The 26,773-nt window shown below is 27.2% G+C and carries 21 protein-coding genes and 5 tRNA genes; 8 read left to right on the top strand and 18 right to left on the bottom strand.

Annotated elements, in window-relative coordinates; genetic code table 4:
• The first annotated feature begins 19 nt into the window (after positions 1-19).
• Positions 20-1,015, top strand: coding sequence for a recombinase RecA (recA, locus tag ACJHWB_RS00780; protein ID WP_483132619.1), 996 nt, complete (start codon positions 20-22; stop codon positions 1,013-1,015).
• Between the two features lie 18 nt (positions 1,016-1,033).
• The gene (locus ACJHWB_RS00775; protein ID WP_483132618.1) at positions 1,034-2,578 is read left to right on the top strand and encodes a phospholipase D-like domain-containing protein; all 1,545 of its coding nucleotides are present in this window, start codon (positions 1,034-1,036) and stop codon (positions 2,576-2,578) included.
• Between the two features lie 5 nt (positions 2,579-2,583).
• On the opposite strand, the gene ACJHWB_RS00770 is transcribed toward ACJHWB_RS00775, so the two are convergent.
• The 18 genes from ACJHWB_RS00770 to ACJHWB_RS00685 form a co-directional block, all read right to left on the bottom strand.
• The gene (locus ACJHWB_RS00770; protein WP_483132617.1) at positions 2,584-3,420 is read right to left on the bottom strand and encodes an FAD synthase; all 837 of its coding nucleotides are present in this window, start codon (positions 3,418-3,420) and stop codon (positions 2,584-2,586) included.
• A gap of 2 nt (positions 3,421-3,422) precedes the next feature.
• On the bottom strand, positions 3,423-4,232 hold the full coding sequence (locus ACJHWB_RS00765) for a YcsE-related riboflavin metabolism phosphatase (RefSeq protein ID WP_483132616.1): 810 nt from the start codon (positions 4,230-4,232) through the stop codon (positions 3,423-3,425).
• A gap of 1 nt (position 4,233) precedes the next feature.
• Complete coding sequence (gene truB, locus ACJHWB_RS00760; protein ID WP_483132615.1) at positions 4,234-5,070, bottom strand: tRNA pseudouridine(55) synthase TruB; 837 nt, start codon at positions 5,068-5,070, stop codon at positions 4,234-4,236.
• A gap of 61 nt (positions 5,071-5,131) precedes the next feature.
• Positions 5,132-5,214: transfer RNA gene (locus ACJHWB_RS00755), tRNA-Leu, on the bottom strand.
• A 16-nt stretch (positions 5,215-5,230) separates the two neighbouring features.
• A tRNA-Thr gene (locus tag ACJHWB_RS00750) sits at positions 5,231-5,307 on the bottom strand.
• A gap of 3 nt (positions 5,308-5,310) precedes the next feature.
• A tRNA-Val gene (locus ACJHWB_RS00745) sits at positions 5,311-5,386 on the bottom strand.
• 8 nt (positions 5,387-5,394) lie between these two features.
• Positions 5,395-5,470: transfer RNA gene (locus tag ACJHWB_RS00740), tRNA-Glu, on the bottom strand.
• A gap of 3 nt (positions 5,471-5,473) precedes the next feature.
• Positions 5,474-5,548, bottom strand: a tRNA-Asn gene (locus ACJHWB_RS00735).
• Between the two features lie 70 nt (positions 5,549-5,618).
• Positions 5,619-5,816, bottom strand: coding sequence for a 50S ribosomal protein L32 (gene rpmF, locus ACJHWB_RS00730; protein ID WP_483132614.1), 198 nt, complete (start codon positions 5,814-5,816; stop codon positions 5,619-5,621).
• 110 nt (positions 5,817-5,926) lie between these two features.
• Positions 5,927-8,053: a phenylalanine--tRNA ligase subunit beta gene (locus ACJHWB_RS00725; protein ID WP_483132613.1), complete on the bottom strand. Its 2,127-nt coding sequence runs from the start codon at positions 8,051-8,053 to the stop codon at positions 5,927-5,929.
• Between the two features lie 12 nt (positions 8,054-8,065).
• Positions 8,066-9,022, bottom strand: coding sequence for a tRNA ligase subunit PheS family protein (locus ACJHWB_RS00720; protein WP_483132612.1), 957 nt, complete (start codon positions 9,020-9,022; stop codon positions 8,066-8,068).
• 49 nt (positions 9,023-9,071) lie between these two features.
• On the bottom strand, positions 9,072-11,906 hold the full coding sequence (gene uvrA, locus ACJHWB_RS00715) for an excinuclease ABC subunit UvrA (RefSeq protein WP_483132611.1): 2,835 nt from the start codon (positions 11,904-11,906) through the stop codon (positions 9,072-9,074).
• The gene (locus tag ACJHWB_RS00710) at positions 11,884-13,827 is read right to left on the bottom strand and encodes a ribonuclease J (RefSeq protein WP_483132610.1); all 1,944 of its coding nucleotides are present in this window, start codon (positions 13,825-13,827) and stop codon (positions 11,884-11,886) included. Before ACJHWB_RS00710 ends, uvrA begins: the two co-directional genes overlap by 23 nt.
• Before the next feature lie 259 nt (positions 13,828-14,086).
• Positions 14,087-14,458, bottom strand: a complete 372-nt coding sequence (locus tag ACJHWB_RS00705; RefSeq protein WP_483132609.1) for a hypothetical protein — start codon at positions 14,456-14,458, stop codon at positions 14,087-14,089.
• The gene (gene mutM, locus ACJHWB_RS00700; RefSeq protein WP_483132608.1) at positions 14,448-15,269 is read right to left on the bottom strand and encodes a bifunctional DNA-formamidopyrimidine glycosylase/DNA-(apurinic or apyrimidinic site) lyase; all 822 of its coding nucleotides are present in this window, start codon (positions 15,267-15,269) and stop codon (positions 14,448-14,450) included. Before mutM ends, ACJHWB_RS00705 begins: the two co-directional genes overlap by 11 nt.
• Positions 15,269-15,703: an RpiB/LacA/LacB family sugar-phosphate isomerase gene (locus ACJHWB_RS00695; protein WP_483132607.1), complete on the bottom strand. Its 435-nt coding sequence runs from the start codon at positions 15,701-15,703 to the stop codon at positions 15,269-15,271. The genes mutM and ACJHWB_RS00695 overlap by 1 nt, the downstream gene beginning before the upstream one ends.
• 23 nt (positions 15,704-15,726) lie before the next feature.
• The gene (locus ACJHWB_RS00690) at positions 15,727-17,103 is read right to left on the bottom strand and encodes a dihydrolipoyl dehydrogenase (protein ID WP_483132606.1); all 1,377 of its coding nucleotides are present in this window, start codon (positions 17,101-17,103) and stop codon (positions 15,727-15,729) included.
• 112 nt (positions 17,104-17,215) lie between these two features.
• Complete coding sequence (locus tag ACJHWB_RS00685) at positions 17,216-18,142, bottom strand: lactate/malate family dehydrogenase (protein WP_483132605.1); 927 nt, start codon at positions 18,140-18,142, stop codon at positions 17,216-17,218.
• 232 nt (positions 18,143-18,374) lie between these two features.
• Between ACJHWB_RS00685 and ACJHWB_RS00680 the strand changes: the two genes are divergently transcribed.
• From ACJHWB_RS00680 to ACJHWB_RS00655, 6 genes are all read left to right on the top strand, one after another.
• Complete coding sequence (locus tag ACJHWB_RS00680; RefSeq protein WP_483132604.1) at positions 18,375-20,057, top strand: ABC transporter permease; 1,683 nt, start codon at positions 18,375-18,377, stop codon at positions 20,055-20,057.
• A complete protein-coding gene (locus ACJHWB_RS00675; protein ID WP_483132603.1) occupies positions 20,057-20,785 on the top strand; it encodes an ABC transporter ATP-binding protein in 729 nt (242 codons plus the stop codon). Before ACJHWB_RS00680 ends, ACJHWB_RS00675 begins: the two co-directional genes overlap by 1 nt.
• Positions 20,775-23,081 carry an aromatic motif membrane protein gene (locus ACJHWB_RS00670; protein WP_483132602.1) on the top strand — a complete coding sequence of 769 codons (2,307 nt, stop codon included), beginning with the start codon at positions 20,775-20,777 and terminating at the stop codon, positions 23,079-23,081. The genes ACJHWB_RS00675 and ACJHWB_RS00670 overlap by 11 nt, the downstream gene beginning before the upstream one ends.
• Positions 23,065-23,964, top strand: a complete 900-nt coding sequence (locus ACJHWB_RS00665) for an aromatic motif membrane protein (RefSeq protein ID WP_483132601.1) — start codon at positions 23,065-23,067, stop codon at positions 23,962-23,964. Before ACJHWB_RS00670 ends, ACJHWB_RS00665 begins: the two co-directional genes overlap by 17 nt.
• A 39-nt stretch (positions 23,965-24,003) precedes the next feature.
• Positions 24,004-25,815, top strand: a complete 1,812-nt coding sequence (locus ACJHWB_RS00660; protein ID WP_483132600.1) for a hypothetical protein — start codon at positions 24,004-24,006, stop codon at positions 25,813-25,815.
• 74 nt (positions 25,816-25,889) lie between these two features.
• A partial coding sequence (locus tag ACJHWB_RS00655; protein WP_483132599.1) for a hypothetical protein occupies positions 25,890-26,773 on the top strand: 884 nt, incomplete at its 3' end.

Genomic DNA, 26,773 nt, shown 5'->3' with positions numbered 1-26,773 from the left:
ATGTGAAAAAGGAAATATTATGTCAAATACAAATTTATTAAAACAAGCTCTTTCAGATATTAAAAAAAAATTTGGAAAAGAATCTATTATGTTACTTGGTGAAAAACCCCCAATTGATACAGAAGTTGTTTCAAGTGGGAGCTTATCTATTGATAATGCGCTCGGAATTGGTGGTTTTCCTAAAGGTAGAATTATTGAAATTTATGGTCCCGAATCATCTGGTAAAACTACAATAAGTTTACATGCAATTGCTGAAGTCCAAAAACAAGGTGGAATTGCAGCTTTTATTGATGCGGAACATGCTATTGATCCCCAATATGCAAAAAATTTAGGAATTGATATTGATAATTTGATTTTATCTCAACCAGATTCGGGTGAACAAGCACTAGATATTGTCGATACATTAGTTAAAACTGGTGCCATAGATTTGGTTGTTGTAGATTCAGTGGCAGCTTTGGTTCCAATGGCAGAGTTGCAAGGTGAAATGAAAGATCAAGTTATTGGAGCACAAGCTCGCCTAATGTCTAAAGCTCTTAGAAAAATTACAGGATCATTAAATAAAAACGGAACTACTGTTATCTTTATTAACCAAATAAGAGAAAAAGTGGGGATAATTTTTGGAAATCCAGAAACCACACCTGGTGGTCGTGCTCTAAAATTTTATTCTTCCATTCGTCTAGATGTTAGAAAGCAACAACAAGTAACTCTAGGAAATGACATTACTGGGCACACCGTAAAAATCAAAGTAGTAAAAAACAAACTTGCAATACCTTTCAAAGTTGCTACTGTAGAAATAGTTTTTGCCAAAGGAATTTCTAAATCTGCAGAACTTGCCCAATTAGCAGAAGAAATGGGAATTGTAGAAAGAAAGGGCTCTTGATTTGCTTATAAAGATCAAAATATAGCGCAAGGAAAAACTAATTTAAGATTACTTTTGGAAAATAACGATAATTTATATAACGAACTAAAAACCCAAGTAGAAAATAAACTTAAAGAATCTAAAAACGAACAATAATTTAGTAAAATTTTTTACATGAGTAAAAAATTACAAGTATTTTTTTATTATTTATCATTAGTAATTGTTTTATCAACTCTTGTTGTTGTTATATATATGGCCTATATTATTCTAATAGGTAGAATTGATTGATATGCTTTTTCCATTATTTGTGTAGTTTATTTGTTAAATTTAATATTTAATTTATATATTATATTTCAAAAAAGACACTTTGATGCAAAAGCATCTTGGCTTGTAATTTTCTCTATAATTCCATTTATTGGCCATTTTTTTTATATTATTTATGGTAGAAGATATTTAAATAGAAAAAAAGCATCTCAATACTTTCGAGAGTATAAAAATTTTATAAACTCTAAAACTACTTTTAGCTCAACCAAAATCAATTATAACCTAAGTGAAAGTGAACAATTATTGTTCAATTACACTAAGACTAAATTTAATTCTCCTATATTAGATTTTAAATCAGAAATTTTTACTGATGGGCATTTGTTTTTTAATAGCTTTTTTGAAGATTTACAAAAAGCTAAAAAGTTTATTTTAATAGATACTTATATAATCAAAAATGATTTTATTTGATTTAAACTAAAAAATATTTTGATCAATAAGGCTAGAGAAGGTGTACAAATTAGAATAATTGTGGATTCTCTTGGCGCTTATTTCATTAAAAATAAACAATGGGGAAGTTTAAAAACCCATAATATTAAAATTATTTTTTTTAATATTATCAAATTTCCTTTTTTATCTGGAAATAATTTGTTTAGAAATCATCGAAAAGTTTACATTATAGATGGTGAAATAGTATACACTGGCGGTAATAATATAAGCGAAGAGTATGCTGGGTTTAATAAAAAATATGGTTATTGAATAGATTTCAATATAAAAATGACAGGATCTATTGTTCAAACATATTGTCAAAATTTTCGTTTTAGTTGACACAAGTGATCTCAACAAAATTTTGAAAAAAACATTGATTTTGATATAAATTTAGACAAAGACAATGTTTTATTACCAAATCAGAATTCTAGTAATGAGTATGGTGTAGTAGTTCAAAGTGGTCCAATTATTGAAGAAGCAATAATGGAAGGTTTTGTTTTAAAATTGCTATATAGTTCCACTAAAAAAGTTCAAGTCTTCACACCTTACTTTACTCCGACTCAAAAAATTTTAGATGCGTTTAAGGATATTTTAAATGCGAAAATTCAGGTGGAAATTTATATACCAGGGAAAAATGATAAAGGGTTCTTAAAACATTTTAACAATTATTTTTGTGAATCATTACAGAAAAAGGGAGCAAAAATTTTCTTTTTTAATGAAGTGTTTTATCATGGAAAAGCAATAATAATAGATGAGAAAATAGGGTTTATAGGAACTATAAATATGGATATTCGATCCATTTTTTCTCAATACGAAATTAACATTTTATTGACAGGAAATGTTGTAAATAATTATTTAAATTATATTCAATCTTTTAAGGATAAAAATATTATAGTAAAGCATACAAAACCAATAAAAGTTTTTTGACTTTATAAAATGCTTATTCCTATATTTAAACCATTAACTTAGATAAACTAAATTTGTAAATTAAAAAATATCTTTTTTATTTCTTCAATATCTTTATTTTCTAATAAATCAAATCGTGTACTTGAAATAATTCTATATTCTGAAATGATTTCTATAAATCCTTCATAAAAATCGTAATAATTAAATAAAATTATTCGATTTTTTTTATTTGATAAATTTATATGCAAAATTCCGGGAAATTTATATTGAGTTATAGGGTTAACAAAATAAATTACATACAAACCCGCATTGGGTCTTATGATATTTTTATTTCACTCAAAAAATAAATCTTTATCACAAAAAATATATGTTAAATAATTATGATTTAAATATAAATTTAAATTTTTAAATTGTCCAAAAATTAAATAGTTTTTTAAAATAGATGTAGACAACTTAACCTTGCCATCAATTTGATAGAAATCCACTATCTCTGTAGAAGGTATGTAATCTTTTAATTTTTTAGCATTTCAACTAGCTAACCTACCAAAATTATAATTTTTTCCTATTACAAAAGCACTAGCACCATATTGGACCAATAGATCAATAAAATCTTTTCCTTCTAGATTGACTATTTTTTCATCAAATTCAATAAGTAAAATATTTTCAATACCCGAGTTGGCAATCATTTGTAATCTAGATTTTAAATCAGAAAAAATTTTCCCATTATTTTTAGGTAAATCTTCTGGATTTGCAATAAGAACCAAAACAATAGGTTTGTTAAATTTTTTAGCGCTTTCTATAAGTTGAAAGTGACCTTTATGAAAAGACTCAAAAGCTCCTAAAACAAAAACCGAATTTTTAAATAAAGGTTTGGCTTTTAAAGAAAATTTAAAAATGTGACTCATTATTATTTAAGAATTTTAAGTTCTTTTATTTTTTTATAAACTCCGTTTTCAATAACATGATCTGCAATATCTTTAGCAACAGCTTTAACTTCTTTAATTCCATTAGACATGGCTACCCCGTAGCCTACATTAGCAATCATGTCAACGTCATTCTGACTATCTCCAAAAGCAATAATTTCTTCATTACTAATATTATTCATTTGTGCTAATTTGTAAAGAGTGTTGTATTTATTAATTCCTCTTGGAACAATAAAAAATCCCCATGATCAACGCGAACTAACATGAGCATCTATATTATTTTCTTCAACAAACCTCACAAAATCTCTTTGAATTTCACTTTCACTTCTTTCTTCATCGATAACAGTGACGATATGAACATCAGAAGAGTAATCAAATTCTTCCATTTTTTTCAATAAATGCAAGTGATCTTTAAGAAATTTAGAATTATAAACATCATAGTTAGAACTATAATAAATAAAATTTCTATTTGCAACAATAAATTTAATTTCCTGATTAATTAAAAAATTTATAATTTTTTTTAAATCATCAATATTTAGCAAACGCTCATAAATAATTTTTTTATCAGAAAATCTATAAATAAAACAACCGTTTCCGCCAATAAAATAATCTATAAATTTAGATTTAATTAACTCACCTATTGTGACTAAGTCGCGCCCTGTTACAAGTGCGGTAACTATATTTGATTTTTGTAATTCCGAAAACATAGTTTGTGTTTCTAATGAAAATTCTTTATGTCCAGAAGGTAAAATAGTATCATCAATATCTGTAGCAACAAGTTTAAATTTATTCATTTTACCTCAAAATTTTATTAATTATGTTACCAAATAATTTTTCTGTAATTATTAAGTTATTTTTAATTTTACCAATTCCTACAATTTTATCAGAATAAACTAGTAAAACTTCTTGTTCTTCTTGTGTGGTTCTAATTTGTTTACCATTAAATAAATTCATTAATTCTAATTTTGAAAGTTCCAAATAAGGTAAATCAATAAGCTCTAATGGATTAATATTTTTTTCAACAAAACTTTTGTCCATACCAGCTAATTCAACTCTTTCTAGACCTGTCATAATAGCGCCGCTTCTTAATAATTTACCCAAATCATTTACTAATGAACGAATATATGTGCCTCTTGAAACTTCAAAACTTATTGAGGTTTCTTGTTTAAATTCATTTCACTCTAGCAATTTTCATTCAAAAACTTGAATTGTAATTGGTTTTAAATTAATCTCATGATTAGATCTAGCTAATTCATAAGCTTTTTTGCCATTAATTTTTTTTGCTGAAAAAGCAGGAGGTAATTGTGAATTTTTAGAACACAATTCTAATAATTTTTCATTTAGAGTCTTTAAATTTACCGATTTACTATCTGAAAATATTTTTATATTACCTTCACTGTCAAAAGTATCTGAAATATAACCAAATTTAATTTTAGTTATATACTTTTTTTTACCTTTATCCAAGTATGGAATCAACTTAGTATCATCATCAGTTGCAACCATCATCAAGCCACTAGCCAATGGATCCAAAGTGCCTGTATGACCAATTTTTTTTATAAAATTATCTTTGGCAAATTGTTTTATAAATTTAAATGAACTAATTCCTGAAGGTTTATATAAAAGCTTAATCATTTCTTTGTGTAAAAATAAAAAAAATCAACAAATAGTTGATCCATTAAATAAATTTATTAAATGGTGCGCAAGAAGGGACTCGAACCCTTACGCCAAAAGCACTAGTGCCTAAAACTAGCGTGTCTCCCATTTCACCACTCGCGCAAACCTTAATTAAAAATGGTGCCATCTATAGGAATCGAACCTACGACCTTTCGCTTACAAGGCGACTGCTCTACCGAACTGAGCTAAGATGGCAAATGGTGGAAGATGAGGGGATCGAACCCACGACCCTCGCCTTGTAAGGGCGATGCTCTCCCAGCTGAGCTAATCTTCCTAAAATAATGGTGACCCGTACGGGACTCGAACCCGTGAATCCATGGATGAAAACCATGTGTGTTAACCGCTTCACCAACGGGCCTTATGGCGCCGATTGCGGGGATCGAACCTGCGACCAACTGGTTAACAGCCAGCTGCTCTACCGCTGAGCTAAATCGGCATATGAATATGTAATTACTAAGGCAAATTACATATTATAACAAAAATTTTATTTTTTTATTATTTTTTATTTATTTTGAATCATTTAATGCTTTAAAAGCAACAATTTTTCTACCATTATAGAAACCACAAAATAAACAAGTGTGATGTTGTTGTCTTTTGTTAGAACAATTTGAACATACTACTAAATTAGGTAATGCTAAACTATCATGTGTTCTACGTTTGTGTTTGCGTTGTTTAGAGGTTTTACGCTTTGGTACTATTGCCATAATTTTCCTTTTATATTATTTAATTATATTATAAATTGAATTAATTGGGGTTTCCATTAAAAGTCAAAACATAATTATAACACTAAAACCTAAAAATAATAAATATATTTTTATTTTTCTGCAAAAATACTATCTAATTTCACTATAGCATCACTTTCACAAATAACATGAAGTGTGACTTTAATTTTATTGTTTATAACAACTTTATCTTTTATAGAAATACTAAAAATATTTGGTATTTCGTTAATTTGTTTTAAATAACTTTCAATTGATTCATTTTGTTCTAAAGATAAGGTTATATCTCTTGTAAACATAGATCCATTTGTATAATCATTAAATTTAGTTAATGCTTGTTGAAAATTACTTAAAACAGTTAAATTAATTTCGCAATAAGTAATATTTGCCAATTTGTATTTAGGGTGTGGTTCCCCAATTCAACCTATTAATTGATCATCAAGATAGATAAAAGCAGATTTTCCAAAATGAAGGTGATTATTAGCTCTTTTAAATTCAAAATCGAACTTAAACAATGAAAATAATTTAGATTTTAAATCAAAAAAATCTAAATTACTAGAAGCAAGAATTAAAGTTTTTTGTTCTTGTGCAATAGACCCGATTTCAAAAAAATTAAATTGTGACAATTTTCTTTTTAAATTGTAGCTTGCTATTTTAGATAAGCTAATAGCTTGAGAGTAGCGGATTTCTGTAAATTCATTCGAAACAAATGTTTCTAATTTGTTTGTAACAAGTTCAAATGGATTGAATATATTTTCTTGCTCTGATACGAGCACAAATGTGTTTATTTCACTAAAACCTTGGGCAACTAGTTTTGATTTTAAATCACTTTCTTGATTAATAAGTATTGGGCGTTGAGATGGAATAGTTTTTTTTATGTTGTTATAACCATAAAAACGCATAAAATCTTCACAAAAATCCACAAAAAATTCAACATCATAGCGATAAAAAGGTGCTATAAAAAATCCTTGACCAATCTGAAAACCTATTTTTTTTAAAGATTCTAAAGTTTGTTTAATCCTTAATGGTTCTAATTTTTGACCTACAAATTTTTCTATATTTTCAATACTAAAATTAATTGAATTATTTTGAAATTCTTTTTCAAAATTAATAGGCACAGAAAAATTACTTAAATAAGAAGTTAAAAAATTCATAGCAAGTTTAGTTGTTCCTAAATTTATACCCTTACTTGATTGTTGTGCTCCAAAACTATTAATTTTTAACTTTCTAATATTATTTCTTATTAAGACAGAATCAAAAATTGGCAATAAAAACAAAAAAGAATCTGTATTTTCTAAAAGATTTGTTAATTCCTGGCTAGCAAAATTTAAGGTTGATGACCCATTTTTAATCGCTAATAACTCAACATTTGGTTCATTAGATTCTAAAGTAGCATTTACTATTTTAGCTTCAAGGGGTTTGCTGACTTGGTTTCTAGAATAAATTTGACAAGGTTGACCTGTATAAATAAGAACAAAATTAGCTAAATCTTGCACATTATCATGAAAAGAAATTCCTGATTTTAATAAAAGTAATTTATCAACAATTTCAAGATTAGGGTTACCTTTTACTTCTATTCCTTGTAAATGTGCGAATTCATTGCTAATTAAATTAATTTTAGATTCAAAAGTAGCTGATTTTTGTTTTAATGGTAAAGCAGTAGTGCCAAAATAGGCGGCAAGTTCAGTGGCCATAACTAAATATGAATTAGCATCTGCCCGATTAGATAAAATTTTAACTTCAATTAACTTGTCGGATAATTCGAAAAATTTTAGTGGATCTTCAAATAAATCTACTGGTCCAAAAGTGAAAATTCCATCTTGCTTTGATGTAAGAAGATGTTCGCCAAATCCTAGTTCTGAAAGCGAAACTAACATCCCTTCTGAGACAATACTTTGCATTTTTTTAGCTTCAAAAACCATTTTTCCATTTGTGGATCCGGGGATAAAAGCCATAATATAGTCACCCGCTTGAACATTGTTGGCTCTTGTTTGAATTATTCGGGGTTTGTCATAAAATTCAATATTACATACAAATAAATTATTTGCATTAGGGTTTTTTTCTACTGAATTAACTTTTCCGAACTTAATGCCTTGGATTTGGTTTAAAGGAGAAATAGATTCAACTTCAAAACCTAAATCATTTATTGCTCTAATAATTTCTTCATCGGAAAATAAAGATAAATTTGCTAGTTTTTTTAATCTTACTAAAGAAAAAATCATAAATATTCCTATCTAAAATTGTTTTAAAAAGCGCAAATCATTTTTGTAAAATTCACGAATATCAGTAATTCCGAACTTAATCATTGCCAGACGTTCAATTCCAATTCCAGCGGCTATAGCTTGCATTTCATTGGTATAACCCGCCATTTTAAGAACTTTTGGGTGCATCATTCCACATCCTAAAATCTCTATTCATTGATTATTGTAAAAAATATCAACTTCCAATGAAGGTTCAGTAAAAGGGAAAAATGAAGGTCTAAATCTGGTCTGCATTTTTTCTTCAAACACATAGTCCAACAAGGATTGAATAGTCCCCATCAAATCAGTTAAACTTAGGTTACCAACGGCAACTAAATCTAATTGACGAAACTGGTGAGAATGTGTTCTATCCTCTTCATCATTTCTAAAAACTTTTCCAATAGTGAATTGAGCGAAAGGTTGATTTTGATTTTTTTCCAACTCACGAGCACTTACACCCGTGTTGTGAGTTCTTAAAAGCAAGTTTTTATTAAAATATAAACTATCTTGCATTTGACGAGCTGGGTGATTTTTAGCAATATTTAAACGTTCAAAGTTGTATTCATCAGTTTCAATTTCACTTGCTTGAACCTCATAGTAACCGTGACTAATGAGTCAAAAACGTAATTTATTTTCAATTAATGACAGTGGGTGTAAACCACTTTGTAAAGTATTGGAAAAACTATGAATATCTAATCATTCATTGCTAATTTTAGCTTCAATTTGTGCTTCCTCAATTTTTTTAGCAGCCTGGTTAAAAAATATTTCAGCTTTATTTTTAAGTTCACTAATTTGTTTACCTAACTCACGTTTCTCTTCTGGTGATGCTGTTTTTAATTGTAATTGTAATTTAGCTAAAAAACTATCTTTTCCAAAAAATTGATTTTTAGCTAGCTTTAAATCCTCTAAATTCTCAATTTTTGTTTCACTAAAAAATTTTTGAATATCCATGATTCTCCTTTAAAAATAATATTTTAATATTTAAAATTACAAAATTACTTTATTTTAATAGTAATTTTAAATATTGACCAGTAAATGAATTATCATTTTTAGCAACAGCTTCAGGGGTTCCTTTGGCAACAATGCGCCCACCCCCTTGTCCTCCAGTTGGGCCCAAATCAATTATATAATCAGCAACTTTAATCATATCAAGATTATGCTCAATAACAACAACACTATCACCATTGTCTACAATTCTATTTAAAACATTTATTAAATTGGCGACATCATAGCTATGTAATCCAGTGGTTGGTTCATCTAAAACAAAAAGTGACTTTCCTGTTGGTTTTTTTTGTAAATATGTTGCTAATTTTATACGTTGAGCTTCTCCACCTGAAAGTGTGGTGGCTGATTGACCAAGACTAATGTATGACAAACCTACATCAATTAAAGTTTGTAATTTTTCCTTTATTTTTACACGATTTGCAAAAAATTCATAAGCTTGCTCAATAGACATTTCTAAAACATCTGCAATAGATTTTCCCTTGTATTTAATTTCTAAAACTTCTTGTTGATAGCGCTTACCATTGCAATGATCACACAAAACATAAATGTCTGGCATAAAATACATTTCGATTTTAATTTGACCGTCACCCTGACATTTGTCGCAACGCCCATGTGGTAAATTGAATGAAAATTTACCTTTAATGTATCCACGAGCACGAGCCTCTTCTGTGGCTGCAAATACATCTCGAATTTCATCAAAAACTCCTGTATAAGTTGCTGGATTTGAACGCGGAGTTCGTCCTATAGGTGATTGAGAAACTGAGACAATTTTGTCTAAATTGTAAATTCCTTTAATGTTTTTGCATTCACCAACTTTTACTTGAGTTCCGTGCAGTTCTTTTGAAACACCTTTGACTAAAATTTCATTGACAAGGGATGATTTTCCAGAACCTGAAACACCAGTGACAACAACGAATTTACCAAGTGGAATATCTACACTTAAATTCTTAAGATTGTTTTCTTTTGCGCCTTCAATAATTATGTGTTGTCCATTGCCTGGGCGACGAATTTTGGGAACTTTTATTTCGCGTTTTCCACTTAAAAATTGTCCTGTTAATGATTCGGATGCATCTTTAATAGCTTGCAAGTCACCTTGAGCAATCAAACGACCGCCTTGTTCTCCAGCAAATGGTCCAATATCAATGATATGATCAGCGGCTAAAATTGTTTCTTCATCATGTTCAACAACAATCAACGTATTTCCAATTTCAACCATTTGCTTTAATGAATCAATCAATTTTTGATTATCTTTTTGGTGCAAACCAATTGAAGGCTCATCTAAAACGTAGAGAACACCTGTGAGTTTGGATCCAATTTGACTAGCTAATTTAATCCGTTGAGACTCCCCACCTGATAGTGTTGCAGCACCTCGATTTAATGATAAATAATCTAAGCCTACATTTTTTAAAAATGATAAACGGGTTTGTATTTCATCTAAAATGGTTTTAGAAACTTTGGTTTCAAAATCATTTAATTTCAATTTTTCAAAAAAATCCAAGGTTTCTTCAATAGATAAATTTCCAAGTTCAAAAATGTTGTAATCTTTTATTTTTACAGAAAGTGCATATTCATTTAAACGAGAACCATGACAACTTTGACATGGAAATTCAGACATAAATTTTTTGTATCAAGCCCTTAATTCTTCACTACTAGTTTCTAAGTATTTACGTTCAATTCTGGTTAAAATACCTGGAATAGGCCTTGAAAATGTGTGTTTTTTACCACTTTCTGAATATAAAGTGTAATTTATGTCTTCATTTGTCCCATATTTAATTATTTTTTTAGCCGCTGAACTAAGTTCGCTAATTGGAACTGATTTATCAATATTGTGTAAATTTAGAAGAACTTCAAATTCTTGCCATTCAATAGATTTTGTGTTTATAGATTTTCCAAAATAACGCAGTCCACCTTGTTCAATAGAAAAGTGTTTCTCAGGAGCAACTAAATCAAAATCAGCTTCTAATTTTGTTCCAAGCCCCTTACAAACTGAACACATCCCATAAGGTGAATTAAATGAAAAGAGACGATTTTCAATTGGTGGCATATTAAAATCACCCTCTTCACATGCCTGTAATTTAGAAAATCTAATACTATGATGACCTACAAAATCAACAATTGCAACACCTTTACCTTGCTCAAAAGCCAAATCTAACGCTGCTGTGATTCTTTGCTGATCATTGCGGTCTAAAACGGTTCTATCAATCACTAACTCAATAGTGTGTTTTTGATTTTTTGCAAGATTAATTTCATCTTGTAAGTAGTAAAAATTACCATCAATTTTGACTCTAACAAAACCTTCCGCACGTAATCGCTCAATTAAATTTTGATGTGTTCCTTTTTCTGACTCCACAATTGGAGCTAAAATAATAACCTTAGTATTTATTGGAAACGAAAAAATTGTGTCTAAAATAGTTGCTATTTTTTGTGCTGTAATTTCTTTTTTGTGAGTTGGACAAAAAGGTTTACCTATTTTTGAAAATAATAAACGAATATAATCATAAATTTCAGTTACAGTTCCTACTGTCGATCTTGGATTATTGTGTGTTGTTTTTTGTTCAATTGAAATTGCTGGAGCAAGTCCATAAATTCCTTCAACACTTGGTTTTTTTGTGCCACCCAAAAATTGACGAGCATAAGAACTCAGCGAATTGATATAACGACGTTTGCCTTCTTCGTAAATAGTTCCAAAAGCTAATGATGATTTACCAGAACCTGAAACACCTGTTACTAAAACCAACTTATTTTTTGGAATAACTAAATCTAGATTTTTTAAATTATTTTCTTTAGCACCATGAATATAAATAAAATTATGAGTGTCTTTGTGCTCCACTTCCTTCTCCTTTAATTTCATTTACTTTGGTTTTTCTTTGTTTGTCTTTAAATTTAGTTCTAAATTTATGTCTTGATGGTTTAGCTTTTTCTTTATATTCAGAGTCATCCATCCTATCTTGTTTAACTTGACTTTTTTTTCTAAACTTATTATTTTTTAGTTTAGGTTTAGATTTAAAGTCTTTATTTTCAATGCTTTTTATAGGTTCTTGACTGTTTTGATATTCTTTTAAAAAATCATAGTTTTCATCTACAAACACAATTGAAGATAAAATTGCTGGTTTACGTCTTCTTTCTTTATAAAAGAAAGTTTGCAACCTGTTTTTGATTAATTGTTTAATTTGTGGAATACTATAACTTTCTTTATTTTTAAGTAAAAATAAAACTGATGAATGAACCAACCTTCTGATTTCATTGATTAAATCAGTTGAGTGTTTAACAACATAAGCTCCACGTGAAATAATACGTATTCTTCCTGCAATTGTATTTTTTTCTTTATTGATAGGTACTAAAACATACACAAAACCATTTTCACGCATTGATTCTCGTTCATTAATAATGCGAGTGTTTTCTTTTGAAATAATTTCACCATCAATATAAATTGGCTCACAAGGTACAAAAGTTTTTGTGGGGCTAATTTCACCTTTAATCATTTGAAAAACTTGCCCATTTTGTGGAATATAAATATTTTTAGGATCAACTCCACACTCAATAGCTGTTTGTTTATGTGATAAACACATCCTATATTCGCCATGGTAAGGAAAAAAATATTTAGGTTTTGTAAATCTAAATATTTTTTCATGCTCTTCTTTATATGCATGACCCGAAGTATGCAAGTAACCATCAGGACCATTTTCTTTAATAATTGCATTTAATTTATAAAGTCTATTAATTAAATGTTCGATTTTAATTTTGTTTCCAGGAATTGGTGAAGATGAAAAAATAACTAAATCTTTAGATTCTATAGACACTTTTGGATGTTTTTTATTGGACATTCTATCAAGAGCTGCCAATTGCTCACCTTGACTCCCTGTAGTTAAAATTAGCAATTCATTTGAATCATATTGTTTTAAATCTTTTTGAGCAAAATATTCATCTGGAATTTGAATATAACCTATTTTACGCCCTATATTTACCCCATTAACCATAGAACGACCAAACATCACTATTTTTTTATTAAGTTTGATACCTAGTTCCATGATGGCTTTGATTCTAGTTAAATTAGAAGCAAATGCAGTAACAATAATTTTTTTAGTGGCTGCCCGCATATGCATTTCTATATCAGCTAAAATATCACGTTCAGATGGTGAATGTGAAGGTCTCATAGCATTTGTGGAGTCAGAAAATAGTAGAGTTAATCTGTCATTTCCAATTTCTTTCAAACGATCAAAATCTGTATAATTTCCTATAGGTGTATAATCAAAACGAAAATCACCAGTACACATAATTGATCCATGAGCTGACTTAACTCTAACTCCAAAAGCATCTGGAATTGAGTGTTGCGCTGTTCAAAAATCAACAGTTAATGTATTAAATTGAAACACATCATCTTTTTGAATTTCAATAAATTCAATATTAGTACGAATTTTTTGCTCAGCAAATTTAGCTCTTAAATATTCTGCAGCAATTCTTGGTGCATATATGGTTGGAATGTGAACTTGTTGAACAAGATAGACTATTCCACCAATATGGTCTTCATGACCATGTGTAATAAAAATTCCTCGAATTTTATGTTCATTAGCTTTTAAATACTCATAATTTGGAACCATTCCTTTGATTCCTGTAGCAAAAATATTAGCAAATTTAATACCCGCATCAATAATGACAATATCATTGTCATCTTCGATTACAAGTGTTGATTTTCCAATTTCTTGCATACCACCAAGCCCGAAAAAACGAGTAGGGTTAAGTGTTGATGCCATAAATATCCATTCTTTTATATAGTTGTGTTTTTAATACAACTAGAATATTAATTATTAATGATTGTTTGAAATATATAATTTTTTACAAATTATACTAAAATTATTGAAGCAAATACTAAAACATTTAAAAAATAAAAATATTTTTATGTTTTAAAATAATAGTAATTTATTACACAAATTATTTTAAATTCATATTAATATTGTAATACAAAATAAAACACATTTAAGTAAAGTAATAATTGATGTGTTTGAAAAATATTTATTTTTTTCTTAAAATAAAAGCAGCACTTATAAGTGATTTTTCGTATTTAATTTCATCAGGATAGCTTTTAACAAGTAAATCTTCAAGTTCAGTTGCTAAAGCCCCACTACCTTGACCTGTAACAATTTCAATTTCATGCTTAGAGGGATTATTTAAAAATTCTTTAATTATATTTGGAACAATTCTATTTAAATCTTGAGTATCTTTACCATGAAAGTCAAAACGTGAATTGTTATAATTCAAACTAAAGTTTAAATTATAGTTTAAATCATATTGGTTGTCTGATATCGATTTAAAAGACAATTCTTTTTCTCATTCTTCAAAAGTTTTGTTTGTTGAATTTATAAATCTTGTTTTTTTATTTTTCATTTTGACATCCTCTACAAAAGTAGGTTCCTCTTCCATTAATTGTTGTTTTTTCTATTATATTGTGACAAGTCGGGCAAGGTTGATCTTTTTTAGTATGAACCTTTAAAAAATTTTGAAACAAACCTTCTTTAGAATCTAGAGATGTGTATGAATTTATACTAGAACCTCCCAATTTTATAGATTCGTTTAAAATTTTTTGGCTATTTTTTAAGATTTCATGTGCCTTGTTTCTGTTAATTGTATTAGCTGGTACTCAAGGCAAAATTTTAGATGCAAATAGTACTTCGTCTACATAAATATTTCCAAGGCCGCTAATTAAACTTTGATCTAATAAAGTGGTTTTTATTGCTCTTTTTATTTTAGATAATTTAAAATAAAAAGTTTCAAAATCGATATCAAAAGGTTCGGCAGCCACATTAATAAGCGGTTTAGTTGTGTACAAATTGTCTAAATTTCTTAAATGAAAAGTCCCAAATTGTCTTGCATCGTTATAAATTAAAACACTTTTGTCTAAAAACTCGAAAAAGATATAATCATGCTTTTGACCCATATGTTTTTGATTAGTAAAATATTTCCCACTCATTCTAAGATGAGAAATGATAACTTTGTTATTATTTAAAAATATTAAAATATGCTTGGCTTTGTTCGTTACTTTTGTAATAGTAGCATTTTCTATTTCATTAGCAAAATTTTCAACTGAAATTTCTTTTATAAATTTAGTATTTTTGGCCTTAAATTTTACAATTTGTTTATTACTAATGTGTTTGTGCAATTCATTAGCTACAGTGACAACTTCTGGTAATTCTGGCATTATTTATCTAACTCGTCAATTCGTTCTTGGTGTCTTCCGCCTTCATATTCACTTTTTAAGAATTCTTCAATAAAAGCAAAATTATCTACATTAGTCGAAAAACGCGCAGATAGAGCAAGAGCATTTGCATTATTATGCGCCTTAGCCAAATAAGCATCATTCACACTTGTTACACGTGCAGCTCTAATGTGTTTAAAGCGGTTTAAAGCATATGACATGCCAAGACCTGTACCGCAAATAGCAATTCCAATATTGTCTGGATTTTTCAGTAAATGATGTGCTAATTTTTTACCATAAACAGTATATGAAACTCTTGATTCATCAAAAGGACCTAAATCTTCGATTTTATAACCTTTTTTTCTCAAAAAATCTATAATTTCTCGTTTTCTTTCAAACCCTGCATGGTCTGATGCTAGTGCAATTGTTGTTTTCATATTCACCGTCTTTATTAAAAAACTTATTTAATAAATTTATCTAAATTAGAGAAACTAACTTGTCTACAAATATAATAAATAGATTCTGACAAGGTTGGGTGAGTATATGCGCTTTTTTGCAAATCGAAAATAGTTAAACCGGCACTCATAGCTAGTGCTAGTTGATTAATTAAAAGCGAAGCGTTATCTAAAAATATATAAGCACCTAAAAGTTTAAAATCAACGGTTGAAAATAAAATTTTAATAAATCCTGTTTGAAAATTATTTTCAGCATGAGCTCTTGGTAAGTTAGCTGCTGGAATTTTAATAGCTTGATATTGTATATTATCTTTTTTAAGTTGCTCTTCACTTTTTCCCAAACCTGCAATTTCTGTAGATGTGTAAATGGTTCAAGGAATTTGAGAAACATTAAATATTTCATTAGAAGTTCCAGTAAGAATGTGTTTTGCAATAATGTCACCATGTTTGTATGCCACAGTTGAAAGCATTAACTTTCCTGTCACATCACCTAAAGCGTAGATATGGGGTTTAGAAGTTTGAAAAAAATCATTTACTTCAATAAAACCGTTTGAATTTAGACTTAATCCAAGTTTTTCAAAACTTTCATTATTTGGAATTCTTCCCACGGCAATTAAAATATTTTTTGTTTTATGTTCAAAAATTTCACCATTTTCTTCTAACAGAAGAGCACCATTTTTATATTCTATAACTTTAGTGTTTTCATATAACCTAATTTGTTTTTCCTTTAAAAATGTAGTTGCTGCTTCATTAATAGAATTATCAAATCTTCCAAAAACTTTAGAAGAACCTTCAATAATTGTAATTTTTTTGTTAAACACATTAAAAAAATTAGCAAATTCCAATGAAATAGGCCCTCCACCAATAATGGTTAGTTCATCAAAATTTATTTTTCCTAAAATTAAATCATCTGAAGTGAAAATATTGACATCTTCTTCACCTTGAATTTTAATAACTCTTGATCTTGAACCTGTTGCTAATACCAGTTTTTCAAACTCAATAATTTTTCCACTTTTAGTACTAATGTGGTGATCATCAACTACTTCTGCTTTTTCTTCAAAAATAGTTACACCTGAAGCTATTAAAGTGTTCTTAATAGAATTTTGTAATTTAGCACTATTGGCTTTAACATTTTTAAAAATTACATCAAAATGAAATATAGATGAAGAACTAATTCCATATTTTTTACTTTCATTTATTAAATTTTGAACTTTGGCTGACTTTAAAAGTGTTTTTGTAGGTATACAACCTCAGTTAACACAAGTTCCACCAAAATTTTTTTCTTCAAAAAGCGCTACTTTTTTCCCACTTTTTCCTAAAATAGCAGCAAGAGAATATCCACCTGGACCCGCTCCTATAATTGCAACATCAAATTTATTCATTGTTTCTCCTTTTGTTTTTAAATTTAGTATTAATTTTATCATTTTTCTTTTAAATTAATCTAAGTAAAAAGTAATAAATTTAAAATGAATTATTTTAAAAAATTCAATAAATTTATAGTCCTTTATTAGCAAAATGCTTTAAAACTATGGACATTAACTCTTCGTTGTGTTTATTTAAACTGGAAATCTGTTGAAGCTCTTTGTTTGAAAAAGTAGGCATATTAATTTCTTGAACTCCATCCAAATTTAGTTTCATAGGTAAAGAAAAATAGCAATTTTTTAAGTAATCTACTTTTGTGTTTTTAACATTTAAAACAAAATTTGCATTTTCATTATTAATTATACTTTTTATAATTCTTGTTATTCCAAAAGCAGATGATCAATTGCAATGTTTTTTTAGCATCTCAATGTATTCAGTTTTGCTATTTATATCGTATGTATTTTTATCTAGATCAAGAGAAGAACTTGAAAATGATGTATATTTTAAAAGTAAATCTTGCAAAGCTAAAAAACTATTATTTGAATCACCAACAGCATATGCATCATAATTAAATTTATCGATTTTTTCAGATAATAAATTATTAAATCTTATAGTTTCAACGTATGTTCCAAGACCAATAATTTTTTGAGAAACCAAACCACTTACTTGTTCAAACACTTGACACATTAATGAATTGGGACTTGTTAAAATAAAAGCTAAACCATTAAAATTACTTTTTCTAACTTGATAACCTATTTGATACATAATTTCTGAATTTTCTATAGCCGTGTCTTTAGATGACATCCCTGGAAAAAAACGAGTTTTAGCATCAATAAGCAAAATATGAGCATCCTTTAATTCACGATAATCCCCATGTTTTACAGATGAAAAACTTGATTTAAGTGCAAAAGTATCTTCAAAATCATTTATGTGTGCTTCTACAATTTTGTGATCATTATCTATGATAACAAAGTCAACATTTAAATTGTCATTTAAAAAATTATTAACAATTGTCATTGATCGAAGTGAGGCACCTATCACACCTATTTTAATTTTCATAAATTTTCCTTTATTTCATTTAGTTTGTGTTAAAATTTTAGCAAATTTATTTTATTTGCTTATTCATATTCAAAAAAGCAAAGTAGAAGAGGCAATTTTGCAACAGCAAAGTAATACCTTTATTTTTCAAAAAAATTATTATTTTAAATTATTATTAAAACTCACTCTTAAGAAAAAAGCCATTTATGTAATTGGTATTGTTTTACTATTAATGACTATTTTTTTAGCGATAATGTCAAAAGTTTATGCAAATCAAAGCAACTTTAGCTTATTTTCATTTGTTAACCTTTTTGTCAGTTTGTCACTTACAATAATATTGGCTTCTTACTTATTTCTTGTAATTTTTAAAGATTTATCTAGTCAAAGTATTGATATAATTGCTTTTACAAAACCTTATAATCGTAAGTATTTTATTGCTACAAAAATTCTTTTTTTAATATTTTCAGCATTTGCTTGGTCTATTGTTTTCTATATAAGTTCATTAATTTTTTATTTAATTAATTTCACTTTATCTAAAGAAGCACCTTACTTTTTTATTTGAGCATTTTTTAGTCCTTTTTTTGCTTTTCTAATTTTTGGTTCAATCACAGCATTAATTAGTATTAAATTTAGTGGAAAAATTGCTTTAGCAAGCACTTTGATTAGTTTTAGTCCTTTTGTTTTGTTAGGATCTGCTAGTGCATTTAGTTCAACATCTACTACTGATCGCTTTGCAAGAATTTTGAATTTAGAAAATGCACCATATGATTCAAACACTATAGTTGATGTTGAAAAATTTTATTTAAATGACAACAAAGATCATTTTTTTATAATTCCAAAAAATGTAGACAATTACAAATTCTCAGATCGTCAAACTAGATATATTGGCCAAGCTTGAAATGATAGTACTTCAGCACCTCAATTATGACAAACAGCATCTTATCTTTTATTGTCTTATCAATTTATTAATGCTTTTGATAAAAAAGACAATGACGCATTAGTTAATGCTATTGCTCAGCCAAAAAGTAATTTAAAAAATTTTCTTTACTACAATAATTTAGATAGCAAAGAAAATGCTTATTTTATTGAAACAACTCCAAACTTACCTCTTTATAAAGATGGTGAGAATAAAAGCATATATTTAGTTCCTGGTGCTTTAAAAAATGAAAGTCATTTTGTAAATGAAAATGGCAATGACCTTGTAGATGATAATTTAGCAAATCGTCAAATTATTTATGCAAATGAGCATGCTACTGATTTTAATATTGATTTACCTGAAGATTCACAAACTATTGGAGCATCATCCCTATTAGTAGGTAAATTAAAATGAAGTTTGTTTAAAAATCTTTTAGAATCAAATATTTTTGGTAATTATGCTAAACATTTTTTTGACAAAATTGACAAAAAGTCTTCTCGAGAAGAAATTCTTGAAAAAATTTCAAATGTAATTTCAGAAGATACAACACTTTTAAATTTAAATGACCCTAACTCTGCAATTTTAAATCCTATTGTAAATACACAAAAAATTCAAAGTGAAACACAAAGAAAAATTTATTTGGGTCTTGGATTAATTTATTGATTGTATTTTAATAATCCTTATTCACAAATATTACAAACTATTTTAAAAGATAGTGATACAGGTTTTTTTGATCCACAACAAATTGATTTAAAAATTGATAATTCAACTTATAAAATTGGTGGTTATTCAAGTTATGCTGCGCAACAAAGAGTTAGCGAAAAAACAAGGCGTGTAATTACCAGATTCAGCTTAACAAATAGTGATAATTTTGCTTTCCAACCTGTGAGTCAAATTATAGAGGTTAAAGTTGGACAAAAAGTAGTTGTAAAAGGTGTCTATCCTATCATTTGATTATTAACTAGTTCAATATTGTTATATTTTATTTTTAGACTTTATTCAAAAAAGGATTATAGATAATGTCCAGTGTTATTTTAAAAATCGAAAATTTAACCAAAATTTATCCAAAAAGCGAACGAGGGGTAAGTGGTGTTTCTTTCGAAGTAAACAAAGGTGAAATTCACGCATTTATAGGTGAAAATGGTGCCGGTAAAACCACAATAATCAAGTGCATTGTAGATGCTTACCAAAGTTTTGATGGTTCAATTTTAATTAAAAATTATTCAAACAAAACTCCTAATGCTAAAAAATTTATTGGCTATGTTCCTGAAAATAGCATTTTTCCAAAAGAAATAACTAGCTATGAATTCTTGTATGAATTTGCATTACTTTCTGGTGTATCTGCTGAATTAGCCAAGGAAAGAATTGATTCATACATTAAACTTTTAAAAATTGAAGACCTAGCAAATTTGAAACCATACAATTTTTCTTCTGGTCAAAAACGCAAAATTATGCTTGTTCAATCTTTGATTCATAATCCTGAACTAATAATTTTGGACGAACCCTTTTCAAACTTAGATCCTTCAGCTCGTAATGAATTTTTATCCATTATTAATATTTTAAAATTAGAAGGTAAAACTATTTTTTTATCTACACACAACTTAGAAGAAGTAAATAAAGTTTGTGATAGTTTGACTTTAATTAACAAAGGACAAATTTATTATAACGGTCCTAAAAAACAAGACTTAAATGAGATTTATGAAAAATATGTTTTAAAAAACAAAGAAGAGTTTACAAATGAAGAGTAGTAAGAAATTTTTATTTTTTTTACCGCTAATCTTGAGTGGTGCTGCATTAATATCTTGTACACAAGTTTATGAGTTTTACAAACAAGATAAAAAAACAAATAAATCTCCTAAGTTTTTTACAAATGATGATTATAAAAGTTTATTTGACTCTATTTATTCTAATAACAACTCAATTAGAAAAAATAAACTAATTGAACAATTAAATGTGGACCCTATAAAAGCTGAAGTAGAATTAAAATATTCTTTAGCCATTTCTAGACCATTTTTCCCAAGACAGGAACCAAATGGTTATTCTACATTAGTGAAAGATTCTAATTACACTGTGAATAATTATTTAACTAAATATTGATTTTTTTTGTTAAATAATATTGATAAAATTAGTTTTGTTTATAATCCATACACAACAAGATTGGATAAATACAGAGCAACTAATGGTTCTCCCGATTACATAAAAACCGCTCTTGCAAATGGGACAAAATTAGAAAAAGAAGCTGAATCTGCTCAAACAATAATTAGAATTAAAAACAAAAATTTTCAATTTATAAAAATTGACAAAGATCAAACTTTATTACCTGGTAGTGCCACTTATTACCTTATTTTTGATGGTAATAAATTTATAAGATTGACAACTTTTGCAGATGATGAGGGGCAACCTCAAGTAAGGTTAGACTATAACCTATTTTTATTAAATAAATCAGACAAAAACCCTGATCCTTTTTTATTTGCAAACGAAATTGAAACTTGAATTAATAAAAAAGAACAAGATCATTTGAAAGAGAAAATTAATGAGAAAAAAAGTGATTTAGAAGACAATTTTAACGATATTAAAGAAGATTTGAATTCAAAAATATCTAAATTACAAAATGAGTTAAACGAGCTAGACAATAAAATAGATGAGTCTGATTCCTCTGATTCCGATAGCACGACCCAAGAAGAATCCAATCATTCTAATGATCACAATAGCGAATCTAACACCTCACCTCAAAAAAGTAATGATTCTAGTGGTGATAGTAGTGATGATGAAAATGAAGATGATGAAGATGACAACTCAGAATCTAATCCTGAATTAGATCAAAAAAGACAAGAATGGCTTAAAAAAATAACTAGTAGAAAATTGACATTTGGAGAAGGTCTAGATCTTTCAGCAAAAAGTGAGAATGGAACAAAACCTGTTGAATCTACACCAAATCTCGATTCAAATGATGAACAAAAAAAAGAATTTTATAATTCTCAAATTAAAAGCCTTCAATCTGAACTTGAGCAAAAAACAACTCAATATGAAAAAGATTTAAAACAAGTTGATCAACTAGCTACTCAAGATTTTGTAGCCGAAAAAAAACAAATAAATGAATCTAACTTTTTTACAGATATCACAAGCGATATTGCTCAACTAAATACTAGTTTTGAGTTTGCCAAATATAGCTTAGCCTCAATAGACATCGAACCAATACAACAAAGTTTTCAAAAACATAACAAAAACAATCCAAATACACACTTAAATAGAAGTCAAAATGATTATTATTATCAATTTTTTAAAAAATATATTGACCCTTCTTTAAATGTAACAACAAATGAAGAAACACCTGATGAAAGAGAAACTAAAAATATTTTCAACTATATACTAGAGTTGGCTTGGGGGCACAATGAAGCAGGTAAAGTTGAATTTTTAAATCAACAAAATAACCCTGAACACATTGAACAACTTGAAAAAAAATGAAAAAAAATTAGTGATAGTTTGGGAAGTTCTGAGAATATAGATCCTGATACTTATAAATTGTATGAAAGTTTTGTAAGAGAGAATTGATATTTTATTTTACAAAGGATTGGAAAACTAGAACTGGTGTTTAAAAATTGATTTAGTTTCCCTGATAAAGAGTACAACGGACAAATAGTTAGTCATTCTAAAGAATTTAAAAAAGAAGTTGCTGAAAAGGACCCAATTCCTGGTGCCATTGTTTATGCGAACTCAAATTTAGAAAGCATTTCCGAAGGTGACACTTCTAAGTTAGCTGATAATTTTAGAGACTTATATATTTTAAAACAAAATTCTTTAATAAATATTCGTATCGACACTGCTGGTGATAATCCTAAAATTACACTAAACCCTTTAATTTTATATTTTCAAAAACCAAGAAGTAAAATTTCTGTAAAAGTTTTGACTGAAATTTTTCACCAAGCCTTATATCATTATTCACAAAAAGCTTATGATAGTTTTGAAAAAGATTTTGTCAAAAAATTCCGTTATGGTTTACCTGCTCAAATGGTTCTAAAGGAGCGAAATGAAAAAGATAGTTAAAAAAATGTCTATTTTTAGTGTTTTTGGAGGTTTTGCTCTTGTTAGTTGTGGGCAAACTAGTGCAATAACAAATTTATCTTATTATGAAAGTTTTGTCCAAAAACCTAATGATTTTCAAAATTTTTTAGATAACCAACCTATTCAAGAACTTCTTAATTTTGTTTTTGAAAATCCGGATAGCAAAAAACAATATATTAATAAAACACAAAATATAAAAAGTGATATCTATAAAAATGAATTAAATTTCAATTTAATATATTACAATACCATTAACAATCAAAGTGATGCGCCAATTGCTGATTTGTTTAGTGAACAACAAAATAATCAACCTATTTTGTATCAAGAAGCCAAAGATAATTATAGCCAATTATTTAACTTAAATTGATTATGATTTCTAGCACATTTAAATCAAGCAATTTTCATTAGAGCCTTGGGTGTTAATGATCAGTTTAGACGTTTAGAAGAAGACTCTAACTTAAGACTGCAAGATAACGCTTTAGCAAATGGTTTTTACCAACCAACAAACAGTGTTTTTAAAGATATTATTATTGTTAAAGGTCAAGAACAGAACGATACCCAAGAATACAAAGCTTTTTTGCTAAATCAAGATAATTTTGTTTTTGAATTTGACATATCTAAAAAAATACAAAATAATAAAATTGTAAGCACAACAGTAAAATTAAGTCCCTGAATTAAAGTGTTTCCTAAAATTTTAGACTTTAAAAATTTGCATTTTCCTTTTTCTGAATTTGTTAGAATGGAAACTAATTTTAATATTGGCGAAGGAAAAGCAAATAATGTTTCTCAAGTAGAAAAATCAATTTTTGAAGAAAATTTGGGTGGTGATCCTTTCTTTTATACATTAATTAATTTTAAAAAATAAAAAAATGATTAAAATTTACTGCTGAATTTATTGATTTTTATGAAAACTAAATTTAAATATTTTATTTTAGGATCAATTATTGTTATATCTTTTTTGTCATTATCTATTTCTATCCCTTTGGTTTTAAAACAAAATAAGAATTTAAGAACAATTGTTCCAGAACCACATTTATTTTATAAATATAATTCTGATATTAATCAAAATCAGTCTAATACTCAAATTATTGAACAAAAATTTTTAAGTCACAATAAAAATCAAATATTTGTTTTACCTGACCAAGGTGCTGATTTAAGATATTTTGAAATAAATCAAATTTTAAATATTGCATCTAATTTAAAAAAAGAAAATATTATTCAAAATTTAAAATCTAAAATTTATAATATTCCAAATTTAGAATTTGTTTCTATTTTAAATTTACCTTATTACTTAAATATCGCTTTCACTCTTAATTTAAATATAAATATAGACGAAATAAAAAAATATTTATTAAAATACACTAAAATCATTGACAATCATAGATTTTTGATTGTCAATGAAGACGAGAATGTTAATCTCACTTTTATTTGAAATTTATATTATGTTTTTAATAAACACAATATAAATTTTGAATCTAATTTTTTTTCATTAAAATGACAAATTCAAAAAGAAGTGCAGAATTTTCAATTTGATTTCAACGCTAAAGATGGAATTTCTAGTTGAAATAGTGGAAATAATTTATTGGCACTTTTAAAATATTTTAATAATATTAAAATTAGTGAAAGCAAAAAAGAAGAAATTCAAACTTGAATAAAAAAATGATCTGATTTTTATAGAAACGAAAACAAACATTCAATTGATGAAGCTGAATTTTATTATTGAAGTGAAAAATTCAACAAAATTAATTTAAGCAAAAAAGAGGAAATTATAAATTTTTTAAAATCTATAATTAAAAATCAAAAAAATATTTCATTATTAAATATAAACTCCATTACTGAAATCTTAAAAAATTATCTAAATAAGATAGATTCAAATTATATTGAAATTATAGAAAGTAAAACGCAGCTTTTTTTAAATGATAATTTAGCTTTTTATCCTATCAGTATTAAAAACACTTTTTTTGCATATCAAATACTGAAAAATAAATATCTAGATTTTAAAAAAATAAAAAATAAACTTAAATCTGCTATTAACAACAAGTACCAGCAAATGATTCAAAAAAATGACCAAGATTTTTTTGTTGATAATTTTAGTTTGGAAGAATTATATTTTTATATTGCTTTTTTAGATAATGAAGATAAATCTAGAATTATTCAAAACCAACAATTAACAAGTTTGGGTAAAAAACTGGAAACTTTATCAATAATTAGCTTTAACTACATAAATAGCCTACAAGATTTATTTTTTGCAGCCAAAATAAGTTCTTATTTTGCTAGCATAACAAAAATTAATAGAACTATAGATGAAAAATTATTTCAAATGTTTAGCAAGACTGACTTAAATTCTGAAGAACAACCTATTTGAACAGTTTTTGTTGATTATTTTTTTAAAAAAATATTTAATGTAAAAATATCTAGCAAGCCCCTTATCGAATCTATAACTAATAATTTATTAAATTTAAAAAAAGAACAAAATGAAGACAATATATGAGAATATTTAGAACAAAATGAGACTTTAGAATCTTTGTTTTTTTCTATTAATGAATTAAAAAATTTTAATCAATTTTTTAATTTAAAAACAATAATAGCACAAATCAAAGAAGCTGTTTTGAGTATTGAAAATATTTTACAAAAAAGAATTAAAAATAATGAATCAGTTCGAATTGCAGATATTTACTATAGTGAACAGCTACTCAATTTAATAAAAAAAAATTAATAATTAATATTTTTATTATTTTTTTAAAAAATAGTAAAATTAATATTTGATTGAGTTACATTTAGGAGAAATAAATGACTAGAAAAAAATTATTGACTTCTCTTTCTTTAGTTGCTGGTTTTGCTAGTGCGGCTGCAGTAGCAACTCCTATCGCATTGTCTAAAAATAATATTAGTGCAAACGCAATTAATCAAGAAAGTATTCCACTTTATTATGATTGAAGTAACCCTCAAAAGCAAATTGAACAAAGTGCAACAATTTACACTGGGATGGGGAAATTTAATGTGAAATTAGAAGGCGTGCAAGATGTACATTATGAATCTATTTTCAAATGAGATTACATGTATTGAAAAGGTTTTGCAACATCACAATTCGATCCTTTAAATGATGATCAAAATTCTGGAAATAGAATAAATAGCAAAGTAACTACTTGAACTTATGGTTGAGGTTATCCACAATTTAGTACTGATAAAGATATTGATAATTCAAAAGAGCCTGGGTATGTAACATCGGCTATTACTCAAAATAACAATGAATTAAATAGCACTGTTTTATTTAACAATGTTTTTGATACTGAGCAAAAATATGGTGGAAAAAGCACAATGTATAAAATTCATAATTATGGGCAAAGACACACAGCTACTTTGCAATCTAAGCAATGATTTATAACATTAGACTCTGACTCTAAAGTTTATTCAGATTCTAGAACATTAACAAAGTTTGAAAAATATGTAAAAGAGGGCGCAGAGGGTAAGAGACAACTAAGATTATTTAAGGAACAAGAGGAAAAAAATAAAAAAGAACGAGAACAAATAGAAGCTGATAACAAAAGATTAGAAGAAATTAAAAAAGCTCAAGACGAAAAAATACGCAAAGAAAAAGAAGAAAAAGAAAGAGAAGAACAACAATTTCAAGCTAAATTACAAGAAATTCAAAGACGCGGTCAAGAAGAGAAAGA

It is taken from the genome of Mesomycoplasma sp. (assembly GCF_056854695.1).
Note: the sequence above shows the minus strand (reverse complement) of the source record. Positions and strands in the feature narration are given on the sequence as shown.